Consider the following 13,358-nt stretch of genomic DNA (forward strand, 5'->3'; position numbering starts at 1 on the left):
AGCCCGGTTCTGCGCGTGGCGCACCCGAGAACGTGATTCGGATGCCAAGCGTGACTGTCGGAAACTAATCCAGGGTCAATCGTCCTAGCCGAATCGGTGCTCCGCCAAGCTGTTCGTCGATGCGGAGCAGCTCGTTCCATTTCGCGGTGCGTTCGGATCTGGTGATGGAGCCGACCTTGAGTTGCTCGGCACCCCACCCGACCGCCAGGTGCGCAATGGTGACATCCTCGCTCTCACCCGATCGCGCAGACACGATGGTGTCCCATCCGCAGTCGTGAGCGGTGTCGTGCGCCGACTTGGCGGCGCTGAGTGTGCCGGCCTGGTTGGGCTTCACCAGTAATCCGGTACACGCTCCGGCCTCGGTTGCTCGGCGCACCCGCTCGGCATTGGTGACGGTGAAATCGTCACCGACTACCAGGACGCGGTGTCCCACTGTCTGGGTGAACTCCGCCAGGGCAGCGGGATCGTCCTCGGCGAGCGGATCCTCGATGGAAGCGATCGGATACTTATCTATCCACCCGATCAGAACCTCTGCCCACGCATCGGAGTCGAGCTCGGTGCCGTCGAGCCCGAGACGGTAGCGGCCGCCGCTGCCGAATTCGCTCGACGCGATGTCCAACGCGATCGTGACCTGGGCTCCCGGCTGCAATCCGGCCCGCTCGATGGAGGCGACCAGCAGTTCCAGTGCGTCCTCGTTGGAGTCCACCACCGGCCACCATCCACCCTCATCTGCCACCCCGGCGAGCCGGCCTCGCTCGGAAAGCAAAGCCCCGCATGCGCGATGGATTTCGGCGACCCAGTTGAGGCCCTGTTCGATGCTGTCGGCTGCCGCGGGCACCACCATGAAATCTTGAACATCGGTGCGACGCGCGGCATGGGCGCCCCCGCCGATCACCTGAATCTCCGGCAGCGGCATGGCGGCCGTTCGATCACCGATGAGATAGCGCCACAACGGAATACCGTGCGATGCGGCTGCGGCGTGTGCGGCCGCCATCGACATGGCCACCGACGTGTTACCGCCGATTAGCGCGAACGCGTCCGACCCGTCAGCCGCGGTGAGCGCCGTGTCGACGGCCTTCTGGTCGGTGGCGTCGATGCCGACCAGATGCTCGGTCAGAGCGCGGGCGGCTGCCACCGCAGCGGTCACGTCGTAACCGGCGAAAGGGCTGCCGCCGTCCCGTAGATCGGCGGCCTCGCCGCTGCCCCGGGACGCACCCGCGGGAGCGATCGCCCGCCCGATGCTGCCATCGCCCAGCAGCAGCTCCGCCTCGACGGTCGGCCGCCCGCGTGAATCCCATACGCGTCGAGCGTGCACACCACTGATGTGTGTTCCGGTCATGTTCCCTCTAACTGTTGTGTGACGGCCAGCGGATCGGTGGCCGATTCATGCAAGGCCTGCCCTGCGCGGGCGCGCAGTGAATCGCGTTGAGAGGCGGACAAGTAATCCACGGGCGATCGTCCGTCGATGCGAGCGAGAGCCAACGCGGGTAGGAGGCGCGCGGTCCGGGCGGCCACCGTATCCGGCGATTCCCAGGAGACGCCCGCCAGGTACGCGGTGCAGAGCCGGCGACTCGTCTCCTGCAACAATTCGCGGTACTCCGGTTTCCATATCCGCTTGAGCAGCAGATGATTAAGGCAGAACGCGAGATCGAAGGCGGGGTCTCCGTACCAGGCACATTCGGCATCGGTCAGCACCGGTCCATCCGCGGTGACGATCACGTTCTTCGGGCTCACATCTCCATGCACCAGTGCGATGTGCGTACCGGCGAGGTCATCGGCCAGTTGGGAAAGGGCATCGGCGTTATCCGGCAGGCGCTCTGCCGGGTAGCGCAGATACGGCTCGATTCGTAACGCCTCGAACAGGTCACCGGATGCGAATTCTCTTGCCACCGTGGCGTCCCCGGCCGTATGCGCATGCACGGCAACGAGGCGTACGCCGAGTTCCCTGCCCACCTCCGGATCGATACGCCCGTTCGCAAGATCTTCGCGCCAGGAGGCAATGGGCCCCAGATCTGTCATCGCGAACGCGTGCAGATCTTCGACGGCCAGGACAACCCGGGGCGTAAAAGACGGAACGATCGTCGCCACGCGTCGGAGATAACGCGCCTCAAAGATGTTGCGCTGCAACGGTGCTACCCAGTGAGCCTGCACCCGAAGCCGCTCGATGGCCCGCTTGACCACCACTGATTCGCCCGAACTCAGCCGAACACGCCACACGTCGGAGGACACCCCTCCGGTCAATGGTTGTGCCTCCACAGACACAAGTCCGGCGTGCGAGAGAAGCTCGACCACCCAGTCAGGTGGTGCCATGCGCACCTTCGGATTTCCACCACAGCGCGTTGAACCAGATGCGGGCGAGTGTGTCGATGGCCTCCTCGTCGGTGACCGAGCTGCGTCCGGTCTCCCCACCCTCTACCAGCCAGACGTAACAAAAGTAGTCCATCATCGCCCCGATCGCCGATGCGGTGATATCGGGATCCATCCCCGGGGAGTACTCGTGTTTCTGCAGTCGCCGAATGTTGTCGGCGATCATCGTGCGTGCCGGGGCGCGCAGGTCGCGCCAGTACTCGACGAATGTCGGGTCTATCTGCGCGGCCTGGAATACCCCGGAGAGCACAGGGGCATGGTCGCGATAGGTGGTCCAGTACACCGTGACGATGTCCCGGATCACGTCATATGGTGCGCGATCGCCCGTCTCGACGGTGTCGCCGCGGGTGTACGCCTCATCGCGGAACTCATCGACCATGGTGCGGAGAAGCTCGGCCTTGTCGGTGAAGTAATTGTAGAAAACCCCGACGGATTTCCCTGCCTCGGTGGTGATGTCGATGACCCGCGCCTCGGAGTACCCGACCCGGGAGATGACCTCACGTGCCGCATCCATCAGGGCGCGGCGCGTGCTGCGGCCACGTTGTGTCGAGGGCTGCTCGGCGGCCACGGGCCGGATCGCTGAATCGCTAGACATCACCACCCCGCCAAGGCTACATTAAATCTGAATCTAGATTCAGTTTCAGTCCGATCGCGTGTCATTCGCTAATGATTGCGCAGGTTGCGAGGTTTTGATGACGAGTTCGACAGCAGTGCAGGCCGATGCCGTTCAGCGTGCGCGTGACCTCGCACCCGCTATCGCGGCACGGGCCCTCGAGGCCGAGCGCCTGCGCCGGATGCCTGACGAGACCATTGCCGAGCTGTCCCAGTCGGGTCTGTTCAGCCTGATGGCGCCGCGCCGCTATGGGGGCGACGAGGCCAGTCTGGAGACCTTGGTGAGCGCGGTCATCGAGGTGGGCAAGGTCTGCGGATCGACCGCCTGGACCTTCTGTATCTACGGAATCCACAACTGGCTCGCCGGGTTGTTTCCCGAGGAGCTGCAGGACGAGATGTTCGGCTCGGTTCCGCCGGGGTCTCCGTTGCTGTTTCCGGGCAGCTGGTCGCCATCGGGTATCGCCACTCCCGTCGAGGGCGGCTATAAGATAAGCGGGCGTTGGCAATTCGGCAGTGGTGTCTGGCATTCGTCGTGGGCATCGGTTGCCGCGGTGGTGCAGCATGACGAGCCGCCCAAGTATCCGGATCTGCGCACCTTCATGATTCCCAGGAACGATCTGGAGGTCATCGACACCTGGTATACCTCCGGTCTGCGGGGTACCGGGAGCATGGACATTGCCGTCAGCGACGTCTTCGTCCCCGAGCATCGGGTGCAGGAGTTCGGTCCGCTGGCGCGCGGGCAGTCACCCTCGGCGGAACTGCACGGGTCTGCCATCTATCGGATACCCCTGTTCTGCGCCCTCTCCAATGTCGCGGCCGCGCCGGCGGTAGGGATGGCGCTGGGGACGGTGGAGCTGTTCACCGAGAAGATCAAGACCCGGGTGATGCGGTACTCGATGCAGGAGCAGTCTAAGCTGGCCACCGCGCACCGGCGCATGGGACATGTTGCGGCGCAGGCCGAGTCGGCACGCACCCTGCTGTTGCAGACGGTGCGAGATGTGGAGGATAAGCTGCGCTCCGGCGAGGGGCTGGCCACCGAGGATCGGGTGGCTGTGCGCCGCAACTGTGCCTACGTTGTCGAAGTCTGCAAACAGGCCATCGCCGAGGCGGTCGAGGCATGCGGTGCCTCCGCGCAATACGAGGACTCGCCGTTACAGCGCCACTTGCGCGATGTGAACACCTTGTCCACACACGTTGTCTACGACACGGATTCGGCCTACGAGCTGTTCGGCCGGGTGGAATTGGGACTGCCGCCGGGATCTGTCGCGTTCTGATGAGCACTGGCTCGTGAATACGCAGGTGCCCGAACTCAACGGGTTGCGGTGTGCGCGCGACGATCGTGTCCTGACTGTCCTGATCGACAACGGTCCGCTCAATCTGCTGGACGGGCCACTCATGTCGAGCCTGTCACGGCTGGCTCGTTGGCTCGCCGATCGCGACGACGTGACGGTGGTGCTGTTCGGCAGCGCCAATCCCGACTTCTTCATCGCACACCTGAATGTCGAGATTCTGCAATCGGATTCGGCCCGTACTGCCGATTCGGTCGAATCCTTCCAGCGGTTGGTCGGCAGGTTCCGCGGGCTGCGCCAGGCCTCCATCGCACTGGTTGAGGGCAGGGTCGCGGGCGGGGGAAGTGAGTTCCTCCTCAACCTGGACATGCGTTTCGCGGTCCGTGGCCACGCCATCTTCAATCAGGTGGAGACGGGGCTGGGGATCGTCCCGGCGGGATCTGGTCCGCAGCACCTTCTCCAGGGGCTGGGTCGGGCGCGTGCGCTTGAGGTGATTTTGGGTCATGAGGATTTCGATGCCGATCTCGCGGAACGATACGGCTGGGTGAACCGTGCTCTGGACGCCGATGAGGGGTGGCCGTTCGTGAATCGGCTTGCCCGGCGGATCGCCGTCAATCCGCTCGAACTGATCGCGGGTGCCAAGAGCACGGTCGATGCGCTGGTCACCGACCTGGAGCCGGGGTTGGCCGCGGAGCGGGCAGCCATCGTCGCCGCATTCAAGGATGAGCACAGCACCCAGAGAATCGCGCGCTTTCTGCAACGGGGCGGTCAGACGGTGGACGGTGAACGTCGCCTCGGCGATCTCGTGGCCGACCCTTAGACTGCGACTACAACCAGTAGTAGAACCAAGTCGTAGCGAGGGAGAACTCATGGGTCAGGTCAGTGCGTCCAGTTCGGTGTTGATCAACGCGACGCCAGAGACAGTGCTCGCCGCTGTTGCCGACTACCAGAATGTGCGCCCGCAGATCCTGTCCAGCCATTACCGCGACTACCAGGTGCTTGAGGGCGGTCAGGGTGAGGGCACCGTCGCGTCCTGGAAGCTTCAGGCCACCGAGTCGCGCGTGCGGGACATCAAGTCCAGCGTCAGCGTCGCCGGGCACACCGTCATCGAGAAGGATGCCAACTCCACACTGGTGACCAGCTGGACCGTCGCACCTGCCGGAACCGGCTCGACGGTCACCACCAAGACGGCGTGGACGGGCGGCGGTGGCATCAAGGGATTCTTCGAGAAGACCTTTGCGCCGTTGGGGCTCAAGAAAATTCAGGCCGAAGTGCTGGAAAACCTGAAGAAGACGGTCGAAGGTTCGGCGACCTAACCGCCGGGTGCAGGCGCCGCCGCCGGGTCTACACCCGGCGCCGGTGCGGTACCGCTGAGGTATGCCACGATGCCCTGAACCACGGCCTGCGCGTATTTGGCGCGGCCCTCGGGGCTCGTCATCATCGCCGAGTCCTGGGCGTTCTTCATGTTGCCGAGCTCGACGAGAACCTTCGGGTGCTGGGCAAGGTTGAGGCCCGCCAGGTCAGAGCGGCCATAGAGCCCGCCGGTGCCGATGTAGGTCGCCGGTGTCAGGCCGGCGGCTTGCAGGCTGTCACGCATGGTCTTGGCGAAGCGCAGCGTCGGTTCGCCCTGTACCGCGTTTACCGGCGGATTCGAGTAGTTGACATGGAAGCCATGACCACCGGCCGGGCCGCCGTCGGCGTGGATACTCACGACGGCATCGGGGTTGAAGCTGTTCTCGATCTCCGCGCGTTTGTCGATGCACGGACCGAGCTTGTCGTCGTCGCCACGGGTCATCGCGGTGCGCACGCCGAGCTGGGTCAGCTGCTGACGGATGAGCAGCACGGTGTTCCACGCGAAGGTGTGCTCCGGGTACCCGCCATCGGTAACGGTGCCGCTGGTCTGACAACTCTTCGTGCCGCCCCGACCGTCGGGCACCTGGTTGTTGATCGACCCGTCATTGGCCCCGTTATGCCCGGGGTCCAGCACGACGATGCGTCCGGCGATGCCGGGTGCGGCCGCGGCGATGGGCGCCGCCGGCGTCACGATCGGCAGCACCGTGACCGATGCCGCCGTCAACAGCGCCGTTCCCGCCAGGCCCATGGCGCGACGGAGCGGCACGGCACGCGACATCTGGTGTCCGAAACTCACTCGCACCTGGCCACGGTAGCCCGGACGGCGGCTACCCTTGTTGACGACCCGCCGAGGCCCGGCGAGCGTGACCAAGTTGATACCCGGTCGTTTGAGGCGAGAAGGAGATTTCATGCAACCCGGAGGCGCCCCGGATATGTCAGCCCTGCTCGCGCAGGCACAGCAGATGCAGCAGCAGCTGATGGCCGCTCAGGCGCAGATCGCGGCGGCCGAGGTCACCGGGGAGTCCGGTGGCGGCCTGGTGCGGATCACCGGCAAGGGCAGTGGCGAAGTGATCAACGTGCAGATCGACCCGAAGATCGTCGATCCCGAAGATGTCGAGACACTGCAGGACCTGATCATCGGTGCGTTGGCCGATCTGACCTCGAAGACACAGGAACTGGCGAGCCAGCGGCTGGGCCCGCTCGCGGGTGGCCTCGGCGATCTTGGCGGAGGGCTGGGATTGCCCGGTGTTTGAGGGCCCGGTCCAGGACCTCATTGACGAGCTGGGCAAACTGCCCGGGGTTGGACCCAAGAGCGCGCAGCGCATCGCCTTCCATCTTCTGGGTGTCGAGGCTCCCGATATCGATCGGCTGACCGCAGCCTTGACGCGGGTTCGCGATGGCGTTCAGTTCTGCGAGGTCTGCGGGAACGTCTCCGATAAGGAGCGCTGCCGGATCTGCTCGGACCCACGGCGCGATCTGGCATTGGTCTGCGTTGTCGAGGAACCCAAGGATGTGCAGGCGGTCGAGCGCACCCGGGAATTCCGCGGTCGTTATCACGTGCTCGGTGGCGCGCTGGACCCGCTCTCGGGTGTCGGTCCCGACCAGTTGCGGATTCGGGAGCTGTTGACGCGCATCGGAACCGACGAAGACGGGGTCTCCATTTCCGAGGTCATCATCGCCACGGACCCGAACACCGAGGGTGAGGCGACGGCCACCTACCTGGTACGGATGCTGCGCGATTTCCCCGGACTGACCGTCACCCGTTTGGCGTCCGGTCTGCCGATGGGCGGCGACCTGGAATTCGCGGACGAGTTGACCCTCGGGCGCGCCCTCTCCGGCCGCCGCCCCCTCTGAATTCCCTTGCTTACCTTCAGGGGACGATGAGGAACTGTGCCTGGCCGGGATTGCCTTGTGCTCCCGACACCGTCACCGATGTCCCCGGATCACCGGGTGCGCCCGGGGTCGGTTGAGGCCCCGGTCCACTGCAGTCCGATGAGGACGAAAACACGCCGGTGGTTGCGCCGTTAGCGCCGACCGATCCGCTTCGGTACCTAGTGCTCTGCCCATGCGAGGGCGGGGGAAGGCTAGCGGGCGGACAAGCGCTCTCGGCGCAGCCGCGCTACCTCGTCCAGGTCCAGCGGGGTCAGTTGCGGCACATTCATGGCGCGCGCAAGTAGCAGGTCCGCCAGCTCGGGATTGCGGGCCAGACACGGACCGTGCATGTAGGTGGCGATCACGCTGCCCTGCACCACACCGTCTGCACCGTCGCCGGCACGATTCCCGGCGCCTCGGCCGACCTTGGACAGCGGGGCCGCTGCGGGTCCCAAAACTGTTCCACCGCGGTGATTCTCGAATCCTGTCAGGGTGTCTTCGAGCTCGTCCATGATGGGCACGCCGGCCAATTCGCCGATGGTGCGCTTGTCCTGCGGGCTGGTGGTGACATCGAGCAGGCCGACGCCTTCGACGCGCTCACCGGATGACGTTTCGTACCAATGGCCGAGCACCTGAATTGCCGCGCAGATCGCCAGCACCGGTGCACCGCGCTCGGCGGCGCGCTGCAGGCCCGGATGCGCGATGAGGTGACGGGTGGCGAGCCGTTGTGCGTAGTCTTCGGCCCCGCCCAGCGTGTACACGTCCAGGGAGTCGGGGACGGGATCGGCCAGGGTGATCTCCACGATCTCGGCGTCGATTCCGCGCATCCGCAGGCGTTGCCGCAGCACCACGGCATTACCCGAATCGCCGTAGGTGCCCATCACGTCGGGGAGTACCAGGCCGATTCGAACGGTGGATTCGCTCATACCGCGCCGCCTTTGGCCAGCGCGCGGTTGAGGTTGAGGAACGCCGTGTAGTTGGCGATCACGTCGACCTTGCCGGACGGACAGGCTCTGATGGCCTGAACAGGGTCGTGATGCAAGGTGTGCGTGACGCTGGCATAAGTCAGCCGCACCGCGAGATCGGTGCCACGTTCGCCCGAAGCGACGACGGGCGGCACGGTGGTCTGCGGGTTATCGCACGCGAAATGTTCAAAGTTGACATCCCATAGCCAGGACAAGTCTTCGCCGTCGGGCACCTGCCCGTTGACCGCGATGACGAGTCCGTCGGCGTCGGTGTCCACCATCGACAGCGCTTCCTGCCAGCCGGCCGGATTCTTGGCCAGCAGCAGTCGGACCGTGTGATCCCCGAGATCGATGCTCCGGTAGCGGCCGGCCACCTGATCGACCGCGGACACGGCATCGACGGCAGGGCCGGGGCGGGCGCCGAGTTCAACTGCCCCGGCAACCGCGAGCGTTGCGTTTCCGCGGTTGGCGGTACCGGGCAGCGTCAGCGACATCGGTAGGCTGATTCCGCTGGGCCCATAGATGCGGTCGTCGTCGAACCACCAGTCCGGGTCCGGTCGGGAGAAGTCGGTTCCGGTGCTGTGCCAATGGTTTCCGTCGCGCACGATGAGCTCGCCGCTGCGTGGACAGCTCACCGAATCACCGGCCCAGCCGCCGCCGGCGGCCACCCAGACGACATTCGGGTTGTCGTAGGCCGCCGATGTCATGAGGACGTCATCGCAGTTCGCGACGATCACCGCGTCACGGTGCCGGGACAGCCCCTTGCGCAGGGTGCGCTCGATGTTGTTGATCTCGCCGACGCGGTCAAGCTGATCGCGGCTGAGATTGAGCAGCACGATGACTGCGGGGCGGATCGCGTCGGCGACATGTGGCACATGCATCTCGTCGACCTCGAGCACCGCCAGCTCGGCCTCGCGGGTTCCGGCCAGCGCCGCCACCAGACCCGCGTCCATGTTCGAGCCCTCAGTGTTGGTGGCCACTGGCCCGGTGGTCGCGAGCGCCGCGGTCAGCATGCGGGTGGTGGTGGACTTGCCGTTGGTGCCGGTGACTATGGCCGTGCGGCGGCCGACCCCCAGTTCGGCCAGGATGCCGCCGTCGAGTTTGAGGGCAACCAGCCCGCCGATCATTGACCCCGCGCCGCGACCACTGACGCGCGAGGCCCAGCGCGCGGCGGAGCCCGCGGCGAGCGCGATTCGGCCGCGCAGCGATAGGTGCTCGATGGGCATCCGCGCAGTTTATTGGAGGCCCCTGCGAGGCGATGATGTCGCCGTCGTGGAGCAGGTGTGCACTGCCCGTGCGACCGGAGGCGATGGCCGCACGGGCAGTGCAGATCCAGCCTCTAGGCGACGGCGCGCTGTAGCGACTGCCTGACGTCGTTGACCGTGGCCAGAAGCGTGGCGCTGGCCTCTGCCAGCTGCTCCTTCTGCTCGGCAGTACCGGTCAGGGCGATGACGCGCGCCAGCCCGGCAATCTCGGCCAGCCCCGAGCGGAGCTTGAGGACATTGACGAGTTTGGGGAACAACTTGGTCCGGAGTGCCTGCGCGGTCTGGCTGGTGATGCCCCGCTTCGCGAGCACCGTCCGGCCGAAGTCGGTCAGGGTGGCCACGCCGTCGTCGGTCTTCACCACGCCGCGATGAGCCAGCCGTTCGAGGACACGTTCGACCACGGGCTCGGGAAGGGTGATCTCACCCTCGGTTGCATCCGAGACGCGCTGCACGATCTGCGCGGCGCTGGCGGGCCCGTCGAGCAGCAGTGAGGCGGTGACGGCGCGCTTGATGCGGAATCCGAAACCGCCGGGACCGCCGGGGCCGAACCCCGGGCCGCCAAAGCCGGGTCCGCCGAAGCCGGGACCGTGACCTTCGAAGCCTGCGAATGAATCAGACATCTAATTCTCCTTCTCTGAAGATCAGGCAGCTGACGTGTTGCCCGCTGAACCTGTATCAACTTCCTTGATACCTGCGCTGAATCCAGCATGTCAAGGTTCTTGATATGAGTTGGCTGAGAATTTCGTAGTGAGCGATAATCCATTGCACGGCAACAGTTTGTTCGTGCTGTCCATGTCGCGGCCTGGTCATCCTCGGTAGAAAGGCCGAGTTGCCTGGGCTTACCCTCCGAGCGTGCCCAGCCAAAGGGTGCGAGTCTGCGTGCGTCCTGGAAGGTTCATGCCAGGATGCTTGCGATGACTGAATCCGATGAGGTCGAGCCACTGGGGTACCTGATGTTCCGGGCTGGTGCCGTGATGCGTCCGCAGGTCCTTGCTGCGTTGCGGCCGCTCGGGCTCGGGATGCCGGAGTTCATGTGCCTGCGGATGCTCAACGAAAGCCCCGGGCGTACCAGCGCTGAGCTGGCGCGCGAACACAACGTCTCGGCACAGGCGATGAATCAGGTTCTCAACGGATTGCAGAACGTGGCGCTGGTGTCCCGGCCGACGGTGCCGGCCTCGGGGCGAGCGTTGCCGGCCCGGGTCACCGCCAAGGGCAAGGCGTTACTCAAACGCGTGGAGTCGGCAATCCGGGCCGCCGAGGACGAGATGTTCGGCCGCTTGAGCGCCGAGGATCAGGGCGAACTCAGACGGATACTGGGGCGACTGATCGACGCTACCGGCGAAAACGCGTGACCATCCACCCAACCAACCAGCCGGTTGAGGTACGCGGCTAGGGTAACGCGTGTGTTCCGCGCCACAGCCGAGACGACGACGCAAGACTGGTCGGCGCTGTCGTCCTGGGTAGCGCGGCAGGGACACGTCCTCGATGCCTCGGCGGCGCGACAGTTCGCGGGCGGTAAGGCCAATCTGAACTATCTGGTGGCCCTCGACGGACGGCCGGCTGTGTTTCGCCGCCCACCCGCTGGCCCGATCGCCGAGGGCGCCAACGATATGGCGCGCGAATGGCGGGTGCTCTCGAGGCTCAATGCGGGATTCGCCCTCGCTCCGCGAGGCTTGTTGTATTGCGATGATCTTGACGTGCTCGGCGCCCCCTTCCAGTTTCTGGAGTATCGCGAGGGGTTGGTGATCGGTGGAGAACTGCCGGCAGGTCTTCCGGGCGAGGCTCCGGAGCGCATCACTGCCACCTTGATCGAGGCGATGACCTCGCTGCACGCGGTGAAGCCGGAATCGGTGGGTTTGGGCGATCTCGGCAAGCCCGAGGGCTTCCTTGAACGTCAGCTCGCCGGCTGGACGCGCCGGGCACATGCGGTGTGGCCCGAGGGGTTGCCTGCCGTCGTCACGAACCTGACCTCGCGGCTAGAACAGCAGATCCCCGAGCAGTCGCGGGTCTCGCTACTGCATATGGATCTCAAACTCGACAACATGCTCGTCGACCGGGAAACGTTGTCGCCCAACGCCGTGATCGATTGGGATATGGCCACCCGGGGCTGCCCGCTCTTCGACCTGGCAATTCTGACGTCGTACTGGATGGAGCCGGGGGACCCGACCGCGGTGCGTGCCGTCAATCAGATGCCTACCACGACAACAGGGTTCGCGAGTCGTCGGGACGTCATCGATTCCTACTTCACGGTGGCTGGAATGCGGCCGCGCCCGTTGCACTGGCAGGTGGCGTGCGCGCGGCTCCGTTTGGGTGTCGCGTGGATGCAGCTGTACCGCAAGTGGCAGTGCGGCGACCTCGTCGGCGCCGGATACGCGGATTTCGAAGACATCGCCATGGCTGTCCTTAGTTGGGCGGCAACACAATTCACCGAGGGAGAAATATGATCGATTTTAGCGTTCCGGAAGAGTTGGCCACGAAGGCACAGCGGGTGCGTGAGTTCGTCACCGACATTGTGATTCCCTACGAGCGCGATCCTCGGCTGACTGCGCACGGACCCACCGATGAACTGCGCGCCGAGCTTGTCGGCAAGGCTCGAGATGCCGGGCTGCTGACCGTGCAGGCGCCGGAATCCTATGGGGGTTGGGGCCTTTCGCATATCGGTCAAGCCGTGATCTTCGAGGCGGCGGGCTGGTCCACTTTGGGCCCCATCGCGATGAACTGCGCTGCGCCCGATGAAGGCAACATGTTCCTGCTCGGCAAGATCACCAACGAGGAGCAGTCGGAGAAATTCCTGCGCCCCGTCATCGAGGGGTATCAGCGCTCGGCGTTCGCGATGACCGAACCCGATGGCGCCGGATCGGACCCGTCACAGCTCAAGACCTCCGCCACCTTCGATGGCCAGAACTTCGTCATCAACGGGCGTAAGTGGCTCATCACCGGCGCGCGCGGCGCCAAGACGTGGATCATCATGGCCAACTTGGAGGCCAACGATCATCTGCCCGAGGGGCCCACGCTGTTCTTGTGTGACGGTGACACCGAAGGCATTGTGATCGAACGGATCATGAACACGATGGACCGCAACTACGCCGAGGGGCACGCGGTGGTGCGGTTCGACAATCTGACTCTGCCGCGAGAGGCGCTGCTCGGGGAGACCGGCCAGGCCTTCCGGTACGCGCAGCTGCGGCTCGCACCGGCGCGGTTGACGCACTGCATGCGTTGGCTCGGGGCCGCCGCCCGCGCTCAGGACATCGCCGTGAACTACGCGCGCACCCGGACCTCGTTCGGTAAGACCATCGGCGAGCATCAGGGAGTCTCGTTCATGCTCGCCGACAATGAGATCGCGCTGCATCAATGTCGTCTCACCATCTGGCACGCCTGCTGGATGATGGACAACGGCGCCAAGGGGCGGCACGAGAGCTCGATGGCCAAGTCGTTCGTGTCCGAGGAGCTGTTCAAGGTCACCGACCGGTGTGTGCAGGTGCTCGGCGGTATCGGCATCAGTGACGAGACGCCGGTGGAGATGATCTTCCGCGATATGCGTGCCTTCCGTCTGTACGACGGCCCCACCGAGGTGCACAAGTACGCCATCGGCCGTCAGGTGTTGCGTACCCCGCGCGCCTAGAGCGGCTTGTCGG

Annotated in this window: 15 protein-coding genes; 8 read left to right on the forward strand and 7 right to left on the reverse strand. The window is 65.2% G+C overall.

Annotation, left to right across the window (positions count from 1 at the left end; translation table 11 throughout):
* Positions 1–64: 64 nt before the first annotated feature.
* Genes AOT83_RS12540 through AOT83_RS12550 form a run of 3 tightly spaced genes read right to left on the reverse strand, consistent with a single transcriptional unit; the run spans position 65 to position 2,968 of the window.
* The gene (locus AOT83_RS12540; protein ID WP_057963547.1) at positions 65–1,339 is read right to left on the reverse strand and encodes an enolase C-terminal domain-like protein; all 1,275 of its coding nucleotides are present in this window, start codon (positions 1,337–1,339) and stop codon (positions 65–67) included.
* Positions 1,336–2,310, reverse strand: a complete 975-nt coding sequence (locus tag AOT83_RS12545; protein WP_057963548.1) for an aminoglycoside phosphotransferase family protein — start codon at positions 2,308–2,310, stop codon at positions 1,336–1,338. Before AOT83_RS12545 ends, AOT83_RS12540 begins: the two co-directional genes overlap by 4 nt.
* Complete coding sequence (locus AOT83_RS12550) at positions 2,297–2,968, reverse strand: TetR/AcrR family transcriptional regulator (protein WP_198530407.1); 672 nt, start codon at positions 2,966–2,968, stop codon at positions 2,297–2,299. The genes AOT83_RS12545 and AOT83_RS12550 overlap by 14 nt, the downstream gene beginning before the upstream one ends.
* A 91-nt stretch (positions 2,969–3,059) precedes the next feature.
* On the opposite strand from AOT83_RS12550, the gene AOT83_RS12555 reads away from it, so the two are divergent.
* Genes AOT83_RS12555 through AOT83_RS12565 form a run of 3 tightly spaced genes read left to right on the forward strand, consistent with a single transcriptional unit; the run spans position 3,060 to position 5,584 of the window.
* Positions 3,060–4,253: an acyl-CoA dehydrogenase family protein gene (locus AOT83_RS12555; RefSeq protein WP_057963549.1), complete on the forward strand. Its 1,194-nt coding sequence runs from the start codon at positions 3,060–3,062 to the stop codon at positions 4,251–4,253.
* Positions 4,254–4,266: 13 nt separating this feature from the next.
* Complete coding sequence (locus tag AOT83_RS12560) at positions 4,267–5,088, forward strand: enoyl-CoA hydratase/isomerase family protein (RefSeq protein WP_057963550.1); 822 nt, start codon at positions 4,267–4,269, stop codon at positions 5,086–5,088.
* Positions 5,089–5,137: 49 nt separating this feature from the next.
* Entirely contained in the window at positions 5,138–5,584 is a 447-nt protein-coding gene (locus AOT83_RS12565) for an SRPBCC family protein (RefSeq protein ID WP_030096008.1), read from the forward strand.
* On the opposite strand, the gene AOT83_RS12570 is transcribed toward AOT83_RS12565, so the two are convergent.
* The gene (locus AOT83_RS12570) at positions 5,581–6,324 is read right to left on the reverse strand and encodes an Rv3717 family N-acetylmuramoyl-L-alanine amidase (RefSeq protein WP_030096007.1); all 744 of its coding nucleotides are present in this window, start codon (positions 6,322–6,324) and stop codon (positions 5,581–5,583) included. The two genes, AOT83_RS12565 and AOT83_RS12570, sit on opposite strands and share 4 nt — an antisense overlap.
* Positions 6,325–6,529: 205 nt before the next feature.
* Here AOT83_RS12570 and AOT83_RS12575 point away from each other — a divergent pair, with 205 nt between their 5' ends.
* Both AOT83_RS12575 and recR read left to right on the forward strand, forming a co-directional pair.
* Positions 6,530–6,874, forward strand: coding sequence for a YbaB/EbfC family nucleoid-associated protein (locus tag AOT83_RS12575; RefSeq protein WP_030096006.1), 345 nt, complete (start codon positions 6,530–6,532; stop codon positions 6,872–6,874).
* A complete protein-coding gene (gene recR, locus AOT83_RS12580) occupies positions 6,867–7,475 on the forward strand; it encodes a recombination mediator RecR (protein ID WP_030096005.1) in 609 nt (202 codons plus the stop codon). Before AOT83_RS12575 ends, recR begins: the two co-directional genes overlap by 8 nt.
* A gap of 230 nt (positions 7,476–7,705) precedes the next feature.
* On the opposite strand, the gene AOT83_RS12585 is transcribed toward recR, so the two are convergent.
* From AOT83_RS12585 to AOT83_RS12595, 3 genes are all read right to left on the reverse strand, one after another.
* A complete protein-coding gene (locus AOT83_RS12585) occupies positions 7,706–8,419 on the reverse strand; it encodes a type 1 glutamine amidotransferase (protein ID WP_030096002.1) in 714 nt (237 codons plus the stop codon).
* Positions 8,416–9,684 (reverse strand): Mur ligase family protein, encoded by a 1,269-nt coding sequence (locus AOT83_RS12590; protein ID WP_109365377.1) that lies wholly within the window; start codon positions 9,682–9,684, stop codon positions 8,416–8,418. The genes AOT83_RS12585 and AOT83_RS12590 overlap by 4 nt, the downstream gene beginning before the upstream one ends.
* 113 nt (positions 9,685–9,797) lie before the next feature.
* Positions 9,798–10,343, reverse strand: coding sequence for a hypothetical protein (locus AOT83_RS12595; RefSeq protein ID WP_057963551.1), 546 nt, complete (start codon positions 10,341–10,343; stop codon positions 9,798–9,800).
* A gap of 285 nt (positions 10,344–10,628) precedes the next feature.
* Between AOT83_RS12595 and AOT83_RS12600 the strand changes: the two genes are divergently transcribed.
* The 3 genes from AOT83_RS12600 to AOT83_RS12610 are packed head-to-tail and all read left to right on the forward strand — an operon-like array spanning position 10,629 to position 13,345.
* Positions 10,629–11,075: a MarR family transcriptional regulator gene (locus AOT83_RS12600; protein ID WP_078284953.1), complete on the forward strand. Its 447-nt coding sequence runs from the start codon at positions 10,629–10,631 to the stop codon at positions 11,073–11,075.
* Positions 11,076–11,099: 24 nt separating this feature from the next.
* Positions 11,100–12,167, forward strand: a complete 1,068-nt coding sequence (locus AOT83_RS12605; RefSeq protein ID WP_057963552.1) for a phosphotransferase family protein — start codon at positions 11,100–11,102, stop codon at positions 12,165–12,167.
* Positions 12,164–13,345 (forward strand): acyl-CoA dehydrogenase family protein, encoded by a 1,182-nt coding sequence (locus AOT83_RS12610; RefSeq protein WP_057963553.1) that lies wholly within the window; start codon positions 12,164–12,166, stop codon positions 13,343–13,345. The genes AOT83_RS12605 and AOT83_RS12610 overlap by 4 nt, the downstream gene beginning before the upstream one ends.
* Positions 13,346–13,358: the final 13 nt, after the last annotated feature.

The sequence above is a fragment of the Mycobacteroides sp. H001 genome, from assembly GCF_001440005.1.
GTDB classification, from domain to species: domain Bacteria; phylum Actinomycetota; class Actinomycetes; order Mycobacteriales; family Mycobacteriaceae; genus Mycobacterium; species Mycobacterium gwanakae.